Raw genomic sequence first — 16,306 nt, 5'->3', positions numbered from 1 at the left:
TGGCCACCGCGACGCCGGCGGACGAGGCCGCCGGCGCGCCGTCACCCGGCGCGGGTCTCGGGCTCGCCGAAGGGGGCGTCGGGCGCCTTCTCGCCGCGCAGGTCGGCGAGCTGGGAGGTGATGGCGGCCATGATGTCGGCCGTGGCCTCCTTCAGGACCTGGGAGCGCATCGGCAGGCCCTCGTACTTGGACAGGTCGACGGGCGGCCCGGCGATCACCCGGAAGGTCTTGCGGGGGAACAACCGGGGCTTCTTCTGGCCGTACGGGAGCAGCTCCTGGGCGCCCCAGTGGGCGACCGGGATGACCGGGACGCCGGTCGCCAGCGCCAGCCGGGCGACGCCGGTCTTGGCGCCCATGGGCCAGAACTCGGGGTCGCGGGTGATCGTGCCCTCGGGGTAGAAGATCACGCAGGAGCCCTCCCTGAGGGCCTGCTCGGCGTCCTTGAGCGAGCGCGCGGCGTCGGTGCTGCCGCGGTGCACCGGGATCTGCCTGCACTTCCTGACGATGGTGCCGATGACCGGGATGTCGAAGACCCCGGACTTGGCCAGGTACACCGGCCAGCGGCCGTTGTTGTAGGCGAAGTGGGCGAACAGCAGCGGATCACTCCACGACAGGTGGTTGGCCGCGATGATCACACCGCCCTTGCGGGGAACGTTGGAGCGGCCCCGCCAGTCGCGCTTGGTGAAGAGCAGCAACACCGTCTTCACGATCGCGACCACGAGGGCTTCCCAGAAAATGGGCGGACGTCCGGGGCGGCTCATCGACTCCTCCAGTCATGCCTGTGCGCCCTCAGTCTCCCGGGTGCCTCCACGGAATGTCGAGGCGGGATGCTTAAGCCATGCGCCGTACGCAACCTGGCGGGCCCGGCCCGCGGCCCGGCTGGACCATGGTGGTGCCGGTCAAGACCCTCATCGCCGCCAAGACACGCCTGGCCGCGGCGGCGGGTCCGCACCGGGCCGCGCTCGCCGTGGCGATCGCCTGCGACACGGTCGCGGCCGCGCTGGCCTGCCCGGCGGTGGCCCGCGTCGTGGTCGTCACCGGCGACCCGGTGCCCGCCGAGGCGCTGTCGGCGCTCGGGGCGCACGTGGTGCCCGACCCGCAGGCCGGGTTGAACGCCGCGCTGCGGGCCGGCGCGGCGCATGCCCTGGGCCTGGCGCCGGACGGGCCGGTCGGCGCGCTCCAGGCCGACCTGCCGGCCCTGCGCCCGGCGGAGCTGGGCGTGGCGCTGGCGGCGGCGGCCGAGTTCGACCAGGCGTTCGTCCCGGACGCCGCGGAGGTCGGCACCACCTTCTACGGAGTGCGTCCGGGCGTGGCCTTCCGGCCGCGGTTCGGCGGGGAGTCGCGGGCCAGGCACCTGGGCGGCGGGGCCAAGGAGCTGACGCCCGACGGCATCGTGTCGGTCCGCACGGACGTCGACACCCCCGCGGACCTCGCGGCGGCCCTGGCCCTCGGCGTCGGCCCCCGCACCCGGGCGGTGGTGGAGACGATGAAGGAGTCCCCCACCCGGGAGACTCCTTCCTGACTCTCCTTCCGAGGCGATTCCAACGGATGGGCCACAAGGACCCGCGTCCCGAGCCGCCGAGCGAAGCGGGGCCGGAAACTACGCCTCTTCCTGTTCGCGGGCGTGCTTGGGCAGCAGGAAGGCGACCAGGAAGGTCAGCAGCAGCATGCCGTCCACGACCCACAGGATCGTCTTCATCGCCACGCTGAAGCCCTGCTTGGCCGCCTCGGTACCGGCCGACGCGACGGCCCTGCCGATGGCCGCGCCCGCCTCCGGCCCCTTGGCCGCCGACGCGGCGTCGGCCTGGAGCCGCTCACAGGAGGCGGGCACCAGCACCGGGTCCTTGGCGACCGCGCGATCGTGCACGCAGGCGCGCACGCCCTCGACCAGGCGGTCCTGCGAGGCGCCGGTCACCTGGACGGCGGCCAGCTCGGCGCGCAGCTTCGGCGCGGTGTCGTCCGCGGCGGCGCCGACGTTGCCGCCGAGCAGGCCGAAGAAGACCGTGCCGAGGAGCGCCACGCCGAACGCGCTGCCGAGCTGCTGGACGGCGGTGAGGGTGCCCGAGGCCGAGCCGGTCTCGTGCTGCTCGACGCCGGCGAGCACGATGTCGAAGAACGGCGCCATGAGCAGGCCCATGCCGATGCCGGTGACCGCGAGCGCGGGGGTGAGCTGCCAGGGGGTGACGCCGACGCCCGCGAGGTTGAGCGTGACCAGGATCGCGAGCACGCCGACGGCCATGAGCAGGGTTCCGCCGTGCAGCAGCTTGCGCCCGTACTTCTGCAGGGGCTGGGCGATGCCGAAGCCGACGACCATGCCGAGCGACCATGGCACCATCGACAGGCCGGCCTTGAGGGTGGAGTAGCCGAGGCCGATCTGGGTGTAGAGGTTGAACACCAGCGTGAAGCCGATCATGCCGGAGAAGAAGACCAGCCCGGTGACCAGGCCGCCGGTGAAGGCGCGCTTGCGGAACAGGCTCGGCACGACGAGCGGGTCGCCGCCGGCCCTGGCCTTGCGCGACTCGTACCACCCGAAGACCGCGAACACCACGACGGACCCGGCGATCATCAGCAGCGACCAGAGCGGCCAGTCGTGCTCGCGGCCCTGCACCAGCGGGAAGATGATCAGCAGACCGGCCAGCGAGGCGAGCACCATGCCCGCGACGTCCAGTTTGAGCGGGTGGGGCGAGCGCGACTCGGGCAGGAAGCGCAGCCCGAACAGCACGGCGGCCAGGCCCAGCGGCAGGTTGATCAGGAAGATCATGCGCCAGCCGGTGCCCCAGAAGTCGGCGTCGACCAGCCAGCCGGCGAGGATCGGGCCGCCCACCGAGGACAGGCCCATGACCGGGCCGAACATGCCGAACGCCGCCTGCATCTCCTTGGGCGGGAACATCTCCTTGATCATGCCGAGGCCCTGCGGCAGCATGACCGCGCCGAACAGCCCCTGGACGACGCGCGCGGCGATCAGCAGTTCGGGGCCCTGGGCCACGGCGCACAGCAGGGAACCGAGGGTGAATCCCGCGGCGCCGATGACGAACATCTTCTTGCGGCCGAAGATGTCGCCGAGCCGTCCGCCGGTGATGAGGCCGACGGCCATGGCCAGGGTGTAGGCGGCGCCGAGCCACTGGATGACGGCGGCGCTGCCGCCCAGTTCGGCGCGGATGGTCGGCGAGGCGATGTTGGTGACCATCGCGTCCAGCAGGTCCATCACCTCGGCGGCGAGGATCACGAACAGGGCCGCCCACCGCCAGCGGTAGGGCGCCGTCCCGGGTGGCGCCGCCGGCGCGGTCGCGTCTGTGGTGGTCATGAGAACTCCTTCTGCGGGGGGTCGGCGCCGGGCGGCCGGCATCGTCGATCTGAACAGTGTTCACCATAGCCGATCGCCGTTCTACAATTGAACGGCGTTCGCTGGCCTGTTCGACGTTCTCAAGATATGTCGCATTCGACCGCGACACAAGATATATCGCGAAAGAGAGCGGCGTTCACCACCGCGAGCGGCGTTCGACCGGCCAACTAGACTCCGTGGGTAGCGATCAGGAACGAGGCGGTGAGGCATGAGCGAGCCACGGAGTGAGGAGAACGAGGTCCCCGCGCCCCCATGGGAGCGGTCACGCCGGCGCGCCGCCCCCGTTCGCGTGCCGCTCACCCTCGGCCGCATCGTCGATGCCGCCTTCACCGTCCTCGACCGCGAGGGGTACGACGGCCTGAGCATGCGCCAGGTGGCCGCCGAACTGGGCGTCGCGGTCTCGGCGCTGTACGCCCACGTCGCGAGCAAGGACGAGCTCCTCGAGCGCATGTACGCCCGGCTGTTCGAGGGCCAGGAGCTCCCCGAGCCCGACCCGGCGCGCTGGCGCGAGCAGGTCAGGGACTACGCCGTCCAGGGCCGGGCACGGCTGCTCAGCCACCGCGACATGGCCCGCATCTCCATGGCCCACGTGCCCTTCAGCCCCGAACTGCTCCCGCACGTCGAGCGCATGCTCGCCATCTTCCGCGCCGCCGGGCTGCCCGACCGGGTGGCCGCCACCGCGGGCGACATGATCTCCACGTTCCTCGAGGGGTTCACCTACGAGCAGAGCATGTGGCAGGAGCGCCAGCGCAACACCGACGCGCGCACCTGGGAGGAGATGCGGGCCACCATCAAGGCGTACTTCGACACGCTGCCGCCCGACCGCTTCCCGAACCTGCTCGCCATGGCGGACATGATGTTCGGCGGCACCTACGACGCCCGGTTCGAGCTGGGGCTGGAGATCATCATCCGCGGCCTGGCCAGCTACATCGAGCCGGGAAGCCCGGCGGGCCAGAACGGCGACACCGGCGCCCCGGTGGAGGGCGGTGGCTCGGGTGCCCCCCGGGACGGCGGTGGCTCCGGTGCTTCCGGGGACAGCGGTGGCTCCGGTGCTGCCGGGGAGGGCGGTGGATCCGGTGCTGCCGGGGACAGCGGTGGATAGGGTGCCCCCGGAGAGCGGTAGCGCTACAGGCGGGTGATCCGCCGGAAGGCGACCAGCACCGGCACGTGCGCGAGGGCGATGACGCCCGCCGCCGCCCACAGAGTGTCCCCGACCCCGCGCCACTCCCCCACCAGCCCGCCCAGGATGCCGCCGAACGGCATGGCGCTCCACATCAGGAACCGCATGGAGGCGTTCATCCGGCCGAGCAGGCGCGGCGGGCACATCGCCTGCCGGTAGCTCAGCTGCGTCACGCTGAACACCGTCCCCGCGAGCCCGGCCACGGCCAGGCCGAACGGGAAGAGCGCGACGCGCCAGCCGGGCGCGGCCAGGCACGCGACGAGGGTGGCGGGCAGCGCGACCGCCGCCGCGCCGTACAGCGTGCGGCCCGTCCCCCAGCGGGCGACGGCGCGCGGGGCGGCCACGGCGCCCAGCAGGCCTCCCACGGCCGAGGCGGAGATCACCGCGCCGTACAGGCCGGGGCCGAGCCGGAGCTCGCGCAGCACGAACAGCGCCTGAGCCGACGTCCACGCGCCGTACCCCAGCATGTTGAGGGCGCCGACGAGCGCGATGACGCGCAGCACCGGATGGCCAGCGACGTAGCGCACCCCCTCGGCGACCTCGGTGAACAGGCTCGGCCTGCCGGAGTCGGCGCGCGGCGGCGGCGTCCCGGCGGCGGGGATCGCGCTGAGCATCACCGCCGACAGCGCGTAGCTGACGGCGTCCGCGAGCAGGGCCAGCGGCGCGGTGACCACCTGGACGAGCCACCCGCCGAGGCCGGGCCCGGCCAGCGACGCCGTCGAGCGGATGGTCTCGATGGTCCCGTTGCCCCGGGCGAGGTGGCGCCGGTCGACGATGGACGGCAGGAAGCTCATGTGGGCGACGTCGAAGAACACCGTGCCGACCCCGGTGACGAACGCCACCGCGTACAAATGGGGCAGCGACAGGCCGCCGGCCACCACCGCCACGGGGATGCTCGCGAGTGCCACCGCGCGCAGCAGGTCGGCCGCGACGAGGATGCGCCTGCGCGGGAGCCGGTCGGCCCACACCCCTGCGGGCAGTCCGATCAGCAGGAAGGCCGCCATCTGGGCGGCCGTCAGCAGGCCGACCTGCAAGGGCCCCGCGTGCAGGCTCAGCACCGCGACGAGCGGCAGGGCGACGAGACTCACCTGCGCGCCGGCCTGGCTGACCGCGTCGGCGCCGACGAACAGGACGTACGACCTGCCGCGCCAGAGACCACGGGATCCACGGGATCGGTCGGGCGCGTCCGGCGCATCGGACGTATCCGCCGCATTCAGCACGTCCGCCGCATTCGGCACGTCCGCCGCATCTGACACGTCCGCCATATCCGGCCCGTCGGGCGTGTCCGGCGTGTCGGTCCTGTCGGTCGTGGCCATGGACGGCACCATGGCCGCTCTCCGGGGACCGGTCAAACGAATATCGGCGGAGTAGACTGGCCGGCGTGCAGGCCACGGTGCGGAGCTTCGACCCGGACACCCGGTCGGGCTCGCTCTTCCTCGACGACGGCAGCGAGATCCCCTTCGGCGCCGCGGCCTTCGACGCGGGCCCGTTGCGGCTGCTGCGCCCGGGCCAGCGGGTGAACTTCGCCCTCACAGACGGCACCGTCACCGTGATCACCCTGTCGACCTTCCCTCTGCCCGAGAGCGGCGCGTAACGCCCCTCGCGGAACGTCACCGGGCGAGGTCGGCCCCGGACACGCGGGGCCCGGTTGAGGACCCTCTGGTCGGCCCTCCGACAGAGCACGCGGAGCGCCGGGCATGGACCCGGACAAAGTGCGGAGCGTGGGCAGAGGGCAGAGCGCGCGGAGCATCGGCGGAGGGCCGGGCACGGACGGCGGCGCCCGGGATCCCTGGTGGGGATCCCGGGCGCCGTTATCGCCGGTCAGGTGCTCATGGGTCAGGTGATCACTTTTTCTTGGCGAGCTTCTTCCCCGCGGCGTTCACCTGGTCCTTGAAGTCGGCGCCGGGCCGGAACTTGGGCGCCCAGCTCTCGGAGACCTTGATGGGCTCACCGGTCGAAGGGTTCCTTGCCTGGCGGGCCGGCTTGTGCGCCATCTCGAACGCTCCGAAGCCCGTGATAGAGACTTTGTCCCCGTTCGAGACAGCGTGCTGGATGGCCTCGATTATGGCGTTCACGGCCTCTGTGGCCGTCTTCCTGTCGCCGACCCGATCGGTGATCGCGTCGACGAGTTCTCGCTTGTTCATCTAGCTTGCTCCCCCTGTTACCGCTGTCTGAGGATGAACATCGCGGCCGGCAGTGCGCGACCCCGTTCTCACCCGGTGTGCCAGGTGCGGGGTTTCGGCACGCACCCACCAGTCAACGGTCAGAAACCCCTTACCCGCTTGAAATTAAAGGACACACGGCCAGGACTCAATCACATTCCGCGATGTTTCGCCTACCCGGCGTGTCGGATTCGGCTTCGAGGTCGGCGAGAAAGGCGTCCAAGCGGGCGCAGGCGTGATCGACATCACGCTTCGCACTGTCACATATGGCCACAAAGCGGCGCGCGAAGCGTTCCTTGTTCTCAGGGGACATGCGTGCGGCGGCCACCCGACGGTAAACGTCGCGCAACCGCCGCGCCAGCTCGTCTTCGGAGCCCGCGGTGTCGTTCAGACGGTCGTCGGCAGCCATGGCTGCCGACCATTCTCGTACGCCGCCACATCGTCGGCGTGCGTCAGGGTCAGCCCGATGTCGTCCAGCCCCTCCAGCAGGCGCCAGCGGGTGTAGTCGTCGATCTCGAAACCGGCCGAGCCGCCGTCCCAGCGCACCTCGCGGCCGACCAGGTCGACGGTCACCTCGGTGGCCGGATCGGCCTCGACGGCCGCCTGCAGCGCCTCGACGGTCGCGGCGGGCAGCACGACCGGCAGCAGGCCCATCTTGGTGGCGTTGTTGCGGAAGATGTCGCCGAACCGGGCGGCGATGACGGCGCGGAAGCCGTACTGCTGCAGCGCCCACACGGCGTGCTCGCGCGAGGAGCCGGTGCCGAAGTCGGGCCCGGAGACCAGCACCGTGGCGCCGGCGTAGACCGGGTCGTTCAGGACGAAGGCCGGGTCCTCGCGCCAGGCGGCGAACAGGCCCTTCTCGAAGCCCGTGCGGCTGACCTGCTTGAGCCAGACCGCCGGGATGATCTGGTCGGTGTCCACGTTGCTGCGGCGCAGCGGCACGGCCCGGCCGGTGTGGGTGGTGAAGGCTTCCATGGTCGCGAGCTCCTTACAGGTCGGCGGGCGCGGTGAGACGGCCGGTGACGGCGGTGGCGGCGGCGACGGCCGGCGACACCAGGTGGGTGCGCCCGCCCTTGCCCTGGCGCCCCTCGAAGTTGCGGTTGGAGGTGGAGGCGCTGCGCTCGCCCGGCGCGAGGGTGTCGGGGTTCATGCCCAGGCACATAGAGCACCCGGCCTGCCGCCACTCGGCGCCCGCGGCCTGGAAGACCTCGTGCAGGCCCTCTGCCTCCGCCTCGGCCCTGACCTGCATCGAACCGGGGACGATCAGCGTGCGCGCCTTGACCGTGCGTCCGCGCAGCACGTCGGCGGCGGCGCGCAGGTCCTCCAGGCGGCCGTTGGTGCACGAGCCGACGAAGACGGTGTCCACCTCGATCTCGCCGAGCGGCGTCCCCGCGGTGAGGCCCATGTATTCCAGAGCGCGCTGGGCGGCCGCCGGGTCGGAGGTGTCCTCGGGGGCGGGGATCGCGCCGGTGAGCGGCGCGCCCTGCCCCGGGTTGGTGCCCCAGGTGACGAACGGCGACAGCGTCGAGGCGTCGATCTCGACGACCGTGTCGAAGACGGCGTCGTCGTCGGTGCGCAGCGAGCGCCAGTACTCCATCGCGGCGTCCCACGCCTCGTCCGTGGGGGCGTGCGGACGGCCCTGGAGGTAGGCGAACGTCGTCTCGTCCGGCGCGATCATGCCCGCGCGGGCGCCCGCCTCGATGGACATGTTGCAGACGGTCATGCGGCCTTCCATCGAAAGGTCGCGGATGGCCTGGCCGCGGTACTCGACGATATGGCCCTGGCCGCCGCCGGTGCCGATCTTGGCGATGATGGCGAGGATGAGGTCCTTGGCGGTGACGCCGTACGGCAGGGCGCCGCCGACCTCGATGGCCATCGTCTTGGGCCGGTAGGCCGGGAGGGTCTGGGTGGCCAGCACGTGCTCCACCTCGGAGGTGCCGATGCCGAAGGCGAGCGCCCCGAAGGCGCCGTGGGTGGAGGTGTGGGAGTCGCCGCAGACGATGGTCATGCCCGGCTGGGTGAGGCCGAACTGCGGGCCGATGATGTGCACCACGCCCTGGCCGGCGTCGCCCATCGGGTGGAGACGGACGCCGAACTCGGCGGCGTTCTTGCGGAGGGTCTCGACCTGCGCCTTGGAGACCGGGTCGGCGATCGGGCCGAGCACGGTGGGGACGTTGTGGTCCTCGGTGGCGATGGTCAGGTCGGGCCGGCGCACCTTGCGCCCCGCCATGCGAAGGCCGTCGAAGGCCTGCGGGCTGGTCACCTCGTGGATGAGGTGAAGGTCGATGTAGAGCAGGTCGGGCTCGCCGTCGGCACGGCGGACGACGTGCTGCTCCCATACTTTCTCGGCCAGTGTGCGACCCATGTCCTGAACGCCTCCTTGCGTCTCGGTCCCCCGGAAAACGTCTCATATGACAAGACGGGAATTTCGGGATATGGACAGCCTACCCGCCCCTCTCCCATATGCCAGTTGCATCTCGGATAGCGAGACGGCAGTATCGGGGTATGGACAACTCTAGCGGAGTCGGCGTACTCGACAAGGCCGTCCTCGTGCTCAACGCCCTCGAAGCGGGCCCCGCGTCCCTGGCACAGCTCGTCCAGGCCACCGGCCTGGCCCGTCCCACCGCCCACCGGCTGGCCGTCGCGCTGGAACACCACCGCATCGTCTCCCGGGACACGCAGGGCCGCTTCATCCTCGGCCCCCGCCTGTCCGAGCTGTCCACCGCGGCGGGCGAGGACCGCCTGCTCGCCGTCGCCTCCCCCGTCCTCACCCAGCTCCGCGACCTGACCGGCGAGAGCGCCCAGCTCTACCGGCGGCAGGGCGACGAGCGCGTGTGCGTCGCCGCCGCCGAGCGGGCGAGCGGCCTGCGCGACACGGTGCCGGTCGGCAGCTCGCTGCCCATGACCGCCGGCTCGGCCGCCCAGGTGCTGCTGGCCTGGGAGGAGCCCGACCGGCTGCACCGCGGCCTGCGCGGGGCCAAGTTCACCGCCGCCACGCTGGCCAGCGTGCGCAGGCGCAGCTGGGCGCACAGCGTCGGCGAGCGCGAGCAGGGCGTGGCCAGCGTCTCGGCGCCCATCCGCGGCGCGGGCGGCAAGGTCATCGCCGCCGTCTCGGTCTCGGGGCCGATCGAGCGCCTCACCCGCACGCCGGGCCGCATGCACGCCGCTCCGGTCGTCGCCGCCGCCGAGCGCATCACCGAGGCGATGCGCCGCGCCAACTGATCGGTGACGGGCCGGGAGCGCCCGGCCGACGGTGCCGCCCCCGACCCGTGCGAACTGATTAGAGACGGCCGCCGCCAAGCACTAGCCTGGCGGAGTGACAGATCGCATCGAGGCAGCCGCGACGGAGCTGCGTCCCCTCCTTCAAGAGTTCATTCTCTGGGCACCCGACAACGCACCGGACAGTGATCCCGACCTGGTGGGACCCGCCGCTCTCTGGCACCGCCTGATCGCTCGCGACGACGTCCACCTGTGGAAGCGCGAAGACCTGCGCATGGTGCTGGTCGAACGCCTCCCACAGGTCGTCGAGGATCCCGACGCGGCCGCCGACGGCATGGTCCCGGCCGTGCGCTCCTACCTGACCTTCCTGTCCGAGACCGGCCGCCTGGCCGAGGGCTCCGACGACCTGGACGATCTCCTCGACGAGCTGGACGCCGTCGAGGATGACTTCGTCGAGGCCATGGAGGAGGTCCTGGGCGAGCGTGACTGGGAGGAGGAGGACGACGAGCTCGACGAGGAAGAGGTCGAGGGTCTCGGCGACTTCGAGCCCTTCACCGACGAGCTGGCCGATCTGCCCACCATCCGCCTGCGCCCCGACGCCGAGCTCGCCGACGCGGCGCGGGAGGTCCCGCTGATCCACAAGGCCCGCGACCTGGCCGTCTGGGTCGGCAGGTCGCGCAAGGTCGGCGAGGACAGCCTGCTGAGCGACGACGAGATCAGCCAGGCCCTGGCCGTTCTCGGGCTGCCCGAGCCGGACGAGAAGCCGTTCGCCCACGCCGTCCCGGCCCTGTGGAACCTGTGGAACCTCGCCGTCGACCTCGAGTTCCTCACCCCCGACGGTGAGGACACCGTCAGCGTCGACGCCGACACCGCCGCGTGGCCGTTCGAGAACGACGAGGACGTCCTGGACGCCTGGATGCTCGGGCTCCACTCGGTCGACTACGGCGACCCCGAGCTGGACGACGACGATCTGACGCTCGCGCTCTCCGGCCTGACCCGCGCGCTGCTCGTCAGGCTGCTGGTCGCCGAGGGCGAACGGCCGCTCGCCGAGCTGCGCGAAGAGCTCGCCGAGGCCGCCGCCGAGTTCGACGACCTCGGCAGTGCCGCCTGGGAAGAGGCCGGCGACCCGCTCGCCTCCGTCGTCGAGTGGCTGTCCGGCTACGGCATGGTCACCGTCGAGGACGACCGCGTGCGGCTCACCGCCCTCGGCACCGAGGGCGTGGTCCACCTGCTGGACGACGACGACATCGAGGTGGACGCGCGTCCCGCGATCGACGCGATGACCGCGCTCGACCTGCTGTCGCTCAGCGCCGACCTGCCCGAGGAGGAGGCCGACGCCGAGTTCGCCGCCTGGATGCGCCTGCGCGAGCCCGCGACGGCCGCTGAGGAGCTCCTGGAGGCCGCCGCGGAGGACGAGGCCGACGCGCTGATCCGCGTCCAGGCGGCCAGTCTGGTCGGCTCGCTCGGACCGGTCGCCGTCCCCGCCTGGCGGGAGGCGCTGAACGAGCCGTCGCTGCGGCCCTACGCCGCCACCCACCTGGCCCAGCTCGGCATCGACGACGCGCCTGAGCCGAGCCAGGGCGACACCCACTGGCTCATCCTGGACATGTGGACGATCTCGGCGGGCCTCGGCCGGCCCGAGTTCGTCAGCAGCCTGCACGACATCGGCCCCGCGCCCGTGCTGAGCAGTCTGCTGGAAGTGATCTGGAAGATGCCGCACCCGCACGTCGAGGAGCTGCTGGAGGCCATCAGCGAGGCCCACCCCGACAAGCAGGTCGCCAAGGCCGCCAAGCGCGCTTTGTTCAAGGCTCGCTCCAAGGCCGCGCCCGACGCCGCCGAGTAGGCCGCCCGCTCCGCTCCTGCGCCCGTCCCCGCGGACCGACCGTCCGCGGGGACCGACCGTCCGCGGGGACCGACCGTCCGCGGGGACCCGCGCTGCGGAAGAGGGGCGGAAATGCGAAAAACCCCCGGAAGACGAGCTTCCGAGGGTTCCCGAGCTGCGGTGTAGCCCCGACCGGATTCGAACCGGCGCTACCGCCTTGAGAGGGCGGCGTCCTAGGCCACTAGACGACGGAGCCAGGCCGACAGGCCTTGCGGCCATGTCACTGCAGAGTAGTCCCGACCGGATTCGAACCGGCGTTACCGCCTTGAGAGGGCGGCGTCCTAGGCCACTAGACGACGGGACCCTGCAGCTGTCCTAATCGACGGAGGCGCCCTTGCGGACGCCCCGGCAACGGCCGTAACTCTACCGCACCCCGCAGAGCACGACCAAACCGTTACCGCCCACCGGCCGCCGGCCCGGGCCCGGCCCGGTCGGCCCAGGCCCGGCCAGGTGAGGCTGCACGCCACGGGACCGTGTGATCGACCAGGTCGGCGCGGAGGCCCCGCGCCACCGGCCCCGCGCCACCCGGCGGACGGCGGGCGCCACTCGGCGGGCGGCGGGCGGCGGCCGAACGGAGCGGGAGGGCAGCCGAACGGGGAGCGAGTGAGCGGTGAGCGAGCGAACGGGCGAACGGTGGCGGGCGCGCCGGCAGCGGCGGGCGGGGAGGCGGCGCCGGAAAAAACGAAGCGCCTATGTCCTTCACGGACATAGGCGCTCAGCAGGAAACCTGCTGGGGTACCAGGACTCGAACCTAGACTAGCTGAACCAGAATCAGCCGGGCTGCCAATTACCCCATACCCCATTGCTCACGGCCCCTGCTCGTCGCCGGGCCCGCTCGCGACTTCCGAAAGAATAGCCCAGCTTGGGGGCCAAGACCAAAACGATTGCCCAACCACGAGATTCCCCCTGGTCGGCCCCTGAAGCGGGCGGTCGTCCACAGGATCGCCGCTTGATGTGCCGAGCACGGCCAGGCTGTGTAACGCTGCAAGGAGAGCCGTCGCCACGTGAGGAGCCCGCGCGTTGACCGAGAACCCCTTCTTCGCCCCCAGTGCCCTGCCCTACCGCCTGCCTCCGTTCGCGGAGATCCGCGAGGAGCACTACGCGCCCGCCTTCGAACGCGGCATGGCCGAGCAGCTCGCCGAGGTCGAGGTCATCGCGGCCGGCGAGGAGGCGCCGACCTTCGACAACACCGTGGCAGCGCTCGAGCGGTCCGGTGAGCTCCTGTCGCGCGTCTCGACGGTGTTCTTCAACCAGGCGTCCTCCGACACCAACCCCGCCGTCCAGGAGATCCAGAAGGACGTCACGCCCAAGCTCACCAAGCACAGCGACGCCATCCACCTCGACCGGCGGCTGTTCGCGCGCATCAAGGCCATCCCCGTCGACGGCCTGGACGCCGAGGAGCGCTTCCTGCTCGAACGCTACGTCACCGACTTCGTCCGGGCGGGCGCCGAACTCGAGCCGGCCGATCAGGAGCGGCTGAGGTCTCTCAACGAGGAGCTGTCCACCCTCTCCACCCGTTTCGAGCAGAACCTCCTCGCCGCCACGAACGCCGCGGCCATCGTGGTCGAGGACGCCGCCGAGCTGGACGGCCTGTCCGAGGACGCCATCAAGTCCGCCGCCGAGACCGCGAAGTCCCGGGGCCTCGATGGCAAGTACGTCCTCACCCTGGTGCTGCCCACCGGCCAGGCCGCGCTGGAGGAGCTGACCGACCGCGCCCTGCGCGAGCGCATCCACCGCGCCTCCGTCGAGCGGGGCCTCGCAGAGAACTCCGAGCTCGTGGTCCGCATGGCGAAGCTCAGGGCCGAGCGGGCGGCGCTGCTCGGCTACGAAAACCACGCCGAGTACGTCGTCGCCGACCAGACCGCGCCGGGCACGCGCGCCGTCACTGAGATGCTCGCCAAGCTGACCCCCGCGGCCGTGGCCAACGCCCACCGCGAGGCCGACGAACTGCGCGCCGAGGCCGGCTTCGACATCGCCGCGTGGGACTGGTCGTTCTACGCCGAGAAGGTGCGCGAAGCGCGCTACTCGATCGACAGCCGCCAGATGCGCCCGTACTTCGAGCTCGACCGCGTCCTGCGCGACGGGGTCTTCCACGCGGCCGGCAAGCTCTACGGCCTGCGGTTCGCCGAGCGCTCCGATCTGGTCGGCTACCACCCCGACGTGCGGGTCTTCGAGGTGACCGACGAGGACGGCTCCCCGCTCGGGCTGTTCCTCGGCGACTTCTACGCCCGGGCGTCCAAGCGCGGCGGGGCGTGGATGAACAGCCTGGTCAAGCAGTCGGAGCTCGAGGGCACCCGGCCGGTGGTGGTCAACAACCTCAACATCGTCAAGCCCCCGGCCGGCGAGCCGACCCTGATGACCTGGGAGCAGGTCAACACGATGTTCCACGAGTTCGGGCACGCCCTGCACGGGCTGTTCTCGGCCGTGCGGTTCCCGAGGTTCTCCGGCACGGCCGTGCCGCGCGACTTCGTCGAGTATCCCTCGCAGGTCAACGAGATGTGGGCCACCTGGCCCGAGGTGCTGGCCAACTACGCCCGCCACCACGAGACCGGCGAGCCCATGCCGCAGGACCTCGCCGACCGCATGCTGGAGGCCCAGAAGTTCAACCAGGGCTACGCCACGGTGGAGTACCTCGCGGCCACCCTGCTCGACTGGGCCTGGCACACCTTCACCGAGGAGCCCCGCGACGCCCAGGAGTTCGAGCGGCAGGCGCTGCGCAACGCCGGCGTCGACCTGCCCCTCGTGCCGCCGCGTTACCGCAGCACCTATTTCGCCCACATCTGGGTGGGCGGGTACAGCGCGGGCTACTACTCCTACATTTGGAGCGAGGTCCTCGACGCCGACACGGTGGAGTGGTTCAGGGAGAACGGCGGCCTGACCCGCGAGAACGGCGACACCTTCCGCCGCGAGCTGCTGTCCAAGGGCGGCAGCGTGGACGCCATGACCGCCTTCCGCGCCTTCCGCGGCCGCGACCCGCGCATCGAGCCCCTCCTGGAGCGCCGCGGCCTCCTGTGACCCACGCCGCGCCACGGACGCGTCCGGGCCCGAAGGCCCGGACCGCGTCCGGAAGTCTCAGCTCACCGCGCCTGGCATTCTCAGGTCGCCGCGCCTAAGACCCTCAGCTCGCCGCGTCCTGCAGCTTGGCCAGGGCCGCGCGCAGGCGGTCCAGGGCGCGCTCGCGGCCCAGCACCTCGATCGACTCGAACAGCGGGAGCCCGACCGTCCGGCCGGTGATCGCGACCCGCACGGGGGCCTGGGCCTTGCCGAGCTTGAGGCCGTGCTCGGCGCCGACCTCCTCAAGGGCGGTCTTCAGAGACTCGGGGTCGAACGACACCGACTCCAGCCGCTGGAGGTAGCCCGCCAGGATGTTCTCGGCGCCCGGCTTCATCGCCTTGTCCCAGCTCGCCTGGTCGAAGACCGGCTCGTCCAGGAACAGGAAGTCGACGTTGGCCGTGATCTCCGACAGCACGGCGATGCGGGTCTGCGCCAGCGGCGCGACCTTGGCGAACGTCTCGCGCCCCCACGAGGGGTCGAGCCAGGGCTCGCAGCGCGCGATGAAGGTCGCGAGCGGCAGCGCCCGGATGTACTCGCCGTTGAACGCCCGCAGCTTCTTCTCGTCGAAGAACGCCGGGGAGGGGTTGACGTCGGAGAGGCTGAACAGCGGCACCATCTCAGACCACGGCATGATCTCGCGGTCGCCGCCCGGCCCCCAGCCGAGCAGCATGAGGTAGTTGACCATCGCCTCGGGCAGGTAGCCCTCGTCGCGGTAGGACTCCAGCGCCACCTTGTCGCGGCGCTTGGACAGCTTCTGCCGCTTCTCGTTGACGATCACCGGGACGTGCGCCCACACGGGAGGCTCGACGCCGAGGGCCCGCCACAGCAACTGCTGCTTGGGCGTGTTGGACAGGTGCTCCTCGGCGCGGACGACGTGGGTGATGCGCATCTCGATGTCGTCGATCACGTTGGCCAGCACGAACAGCGGAGAGCCGTCGCCGCGGGCGATGACGAAGTCCTCCATGGCCTTGTTCGGGAACTCCACCCGCCCACGGACCAGGTCGTCCACCACGGTGATGCCCTCGTCGGGGGTGCGGTAGCGCACCGCCCCCTCGGCGAGCCCGCGGTCGCGGCAGAACCCGTCGTACCCCTGGTGCTCGGAGCCGGTGCGGGCCTTGACGTCCTCGCGGGTGCAGGTGCAGTGGTAGGCGTTGCCGTCCGCGACCAGCTTGGCGGCGGCGGCGCGGTGCTGCTCCTCGTACGCCGACTGGAAGTAGGGGCCCTCGAAGTGCGGGGAGTCGCCGTGGATGCCGATCCAGGCGAGGGCCGAGATGATGCCCTCGGTCCACTCGGGCCGGTTGCGGGCGGCGTCGGTGTCCTCGACGCGCAGCACGAAGCGGCCGCCCGACTGCTCGGCCAGCGCCCAGTTGAACAGCGCGGACCGTGCGCCGCCCACGTGGAACATGCCGGTCGGCGAGGGCGCGAACCGCACCCTGAGCGTGGGCTCCGCCGAGCCCTCCTGCAGA

General features: G+C 71.6%; 14 protein-coding genes and 3 tRNA genes. 6 read left to right on the top strand and 11 right to left on the bottom strand.

Features of this window, described 5'->3' with window-relative positions:
* Positions 1 to 41 precede the first annotated feature (41 nt).
* Positions 42 to 719, bottom strand: a complete 678-nt coding sequence (locus ABZU32_RS23055; protein ID WP_354924918.1) for a lysophospholipid acyltransferase family protein — start codon at positions 717 to 719, stop codon at positions 42 to 44.
* A 119-nt stretch (positions 720 to 838) separates the two neighbouring features.
* On the opposite strand from ABZU32_RS23055, the gene cofC reads away from it, so the two are divergent.
* Entirely contained in the window at positions 839 to 1,522 is a 684-nt protein-coding gene (gene cofC, locus ABZU32_RS23050) for a 2-phospho-L-lactate guanylyltransferase (protein WP_354924916.1), read from the top strand.
* Between the two features lie 78 nt (positions 1,523 to 1,600).
* Here the strand turns inward: cofC and ABZU32_RS23045 are convergent, their stop codons facing one another.
* Positions 1,601 to 3,304, bottom strand: a complete 1,704-nt coding sequence (locus ABZU32_RS23045) for an MFS transporter (protein ID WP_354924914.1) — start codon at positions 3,302 to 3,304, stop codon at positions 1,601 to 1,603.
* Between the two features lie 247 nt (positions 3,305 to 3,551).
* Here ABZU32_RS23045 and ABZU32_RS23040 point away from each other — a divergent pair, with 247 nt between their 5' ends.
* A complete protein-coding gene (locus tag ABZU32_RS23040; RefSeq protein WP_354924912.1) occupies positions 3,552 to 4,445 on the top strand; it encodes a TetR/AcrR family transcriptional regulator in 894 nt (297 codons plus the stop codon).
* A gap of 23 nt (positions 4,446 to 4,468) precedes the next feature.
* On the opposite strand, the gene ABZU32_RS23035 is transcribed toward ABZU32_RS23040, so the two are convergent.
* Positions 4,469 to 5,839: an MFS transporter gene (locus ABZU32_RS23035; protein WP_354924910.1), complete on the bottom strand. Its 1,371-nt coding sequence runs from the start codon at positions 5,837 to 5,839 to the stop codon at positions 4,469 to 4,471.
* 65 nt (positions 5,840 to 5,904) lie between these two features.
* On the opposite strand from ABZU32_RS23035, the gene ABZU32_RS23030 reads away from it, so the two are divergent.
* Entirely contained in the window at positions 5,905 to 6,117 is a 213-nt protein-coding gene (locus tag ABZU32_RS23030) for a hypothetical protein (protein ID WP_354924909.1), read from the top strand.
* Positions 6,118 to 6,367: 250 nt separating this feature from the next.
* Here ABZU32_RS23030 and ABZU32_RS23025 read toward each other — a convergent pair whose 3' ends face one another.
* The 4 genes from ABZU32_RS23025 to leuC form a co-directional block, all read right to left on the bottom strand.
* Complete coding sequence (locus ABZU32_RS23025; RefSeq protein WP_354847449.1) at positions 6,368 to 6,667, bottom strand: HU family DNA-binding protein; 300 nt, start codon at positions 6,665 to 6,667, stop codon at positions 6,368 to 6,370.
* 166 nt (positions 6,668 to 6,833) lie between these two features.
* A complete protein-coding gene (locus ABZU32_RS23020) occupies positions 6,834 to 7,094 on the bottom strand; it encodes a hypothetical protein (RefSeq protein WP_354847446.1) in 261 nt (86 codons plus the stop codon).
* Positions 7,073 to 7,660, bottom strand: coding sequence for a 3-isopropylmalate dehydratase small subunit (gene leuD, locus ABZU32_RS23015; RefSeq protein ID WP_354924907.1), 588 nt, complete (start codon positions 7,658 to 7,660; stop codon positions 7,073 to 7,075). Before leuD ends, ABZU32_RS23020 begins: the two co-directional genes overlap by 22 nt.
* Before the next feature lie 13 nt (positions 7,661 to 7,673).
* The gene (gene leuC / locus ABZU32_RS23010) at positions 7,674 to 9,050 is read right to left on the bottom strand and encodes a 3-isopropylmalate dehydratase large subunit (RefSeq protein WP_354924905.1); all 1,377 of its coding nucleotides are present in this window, start codon (positions 9,048 to 9,050) and stop codon (positions 7,674 to 7,676) included.
* Positions 9,051 to 9,190: 140 nt separating this feature from the next.
* Between leuC and ABZU32_RS23005 the strand changes: the two genes are divergently transcribed.
* Positions 9,191 to 9,907: an IclR family transcriptional regulator gene (locus ABZU32_RS23005; protein ID WP_354847437.1), complete on the top strand. Its 717-nt coding sequence runs from the start codon at positions 9,191 to 9,193 to the stop codon at positions 9,905 to 9,907.
* Between the two features lie 94 nt (positions 9,908 to 10,001).
* Positions 10,002 to 11,747, top strand: a complete 1,746-nt coding sequence (locus tag ABZU32_RS23000) for a hypothetical protein (protein WP_354924903.1) — start codon at positions 10,002 to 10,004, stop codon at positions 11,745 to 11,747.
* Positions 11,748 to 11,909: 162 nt separating this feature from the next.
* On the opposite strand, the gene ABZU32_RS22995 is transcribed toward ABZU32_RS23000, so the two are convergent.
* The 3 genes from ABZU32_RS22995 to ABZU32_RS22985 form a co-directional block, all read right to left on the bottom strand.
* A tRNA-Glu gene (locus ABZU32_RS22995) sits at positions 11,910 to 11,982 on the bottom strand.
* A 35-nt stretch (positions 11,983 to 12,017) separates the two neighbouring features.
* Positions 12,018 to 12,090: transfer RNA gene (locus ABZU32_RS22990), tRNA-Glu, on the bottom strand.
* A gap of 426 nt (positions 12,091 to 12,516) precedes the next feature.
* A tRNA-Gln gene (locus ABZU32_RS22985) sits at positions 12,517 to 12,588 on the bottom strand.
* A gap of 218 nt (positions 12,589 to 12,806) precedes the next feature.
* Between ABZU32_RS22985 and ABZU32_RS22980 the strand changes: the two genes are divergently transcribed.
* Entirely contained in the window at positions 12,807 to 14,801 is a 1,995-nt protein-coding gene (locus ABZU32_RS22980) for a M3 family metallopeptidase (protein ID WP_354847431.1), read from the top strand.
* A 103-nt stretch (positions 14,802 to 14,904) separates the two neighbouring features.
* On the opposite strand, the gene gltX is transcribed toward ABZU32_RS22980, so the two are convergent.
* Positions 14,905 to 16,305, bottom strand: coding sequence for a glutamate--tRNA ligase (gene gltX / locus ABZU32_RS22975; RefSeq protein ID WP_354924953.1), 1,401 nt, complete (start codon positions 16,303 to 16,305; stop codon positions 14,905 to 14,907).
* Between the last annotated feature and the right edge of the window lies 1 nt (position 16,306).

It is taken from the genome of Sphaerisporangium sp. NPDC005288, from assembly GCF_040607475.1.
GTDB lineage: Bacteria > Actinomycetota > Actinomycetes > Streptosporangiales > Streptosporangiaceae > Sphaerisporangium > Sphaerisporangium rhizosphaerae.
Note: the sequence above shows the minus strand (reverse complement) of the source record. Positions and strands in the feature narration are given on the sequence as shown.

Bases quoted from the DNA above. Each gene is read 5' to 3' on its own strand.
- cofC (WP_354924916.1), top strand. From the start codon at position 839: ATGCGCCGTACGCAACCTGGCGGGCCCGGCCCGCGGCCCGGCTGGACC.
- ABZU32_RS23040 (WP_354924912.1), top strand. From the start codon at position 3,552: ATGAGCGAGCCACGGAGTGAGGAGAACGAGGTCCCCGCGCCCCCATGG.
- leuC (WP_354924905.1), bottom strand. From the start codon at position 9,050: ATGGGTCGCACACTGGCCGAGAAAGTATGGGAGCAGCACGTCGTCCGC.
- ABZU32_RS23005 (WP_354847437.1), top strand. From the start codon at position 9,191: ATGGACAACTCTAGCGGAGTCGGCGTACTCGACAAGGCCGTCCTCGTG.
- ABZU32_RS23020 (WP_354847446.1), bottom strand. From the start codon at position 7,094: ATGGCTGCCGACGACCGTCTGAACGACACCGCGGGCTCCGAAGACGAG.
- ABZU32_RS23025 (WP_354847449.1), bottom strand. From the start codon at position 6,667: ATGAACAAGCGAGAACTCGTCGACGCGATCACCGATCGGGTCGGCGAC.
- ABZU32_RS23035 (WP_354924910.1), bottom strand. From the start codon at position 5,839: ATGGCCACGACCGACAGGACCGACACGCCGGACACGCCCGACGGGCCG.
- leuD (WP_354924907.1), bottom strand. From the start codon at position 7,660: ATGGAAGCCTTCACCACCCACACCGGCCGGGCCGTGCCGCTGCGCCGC.
- ABZU32_RS23045 (WP_354924914.1), bottom strand. From the start codon at position 3,304: ATGACCACCACAGACGCGACCGCGCCGGCGGCGCCACCCGGGACGGCG.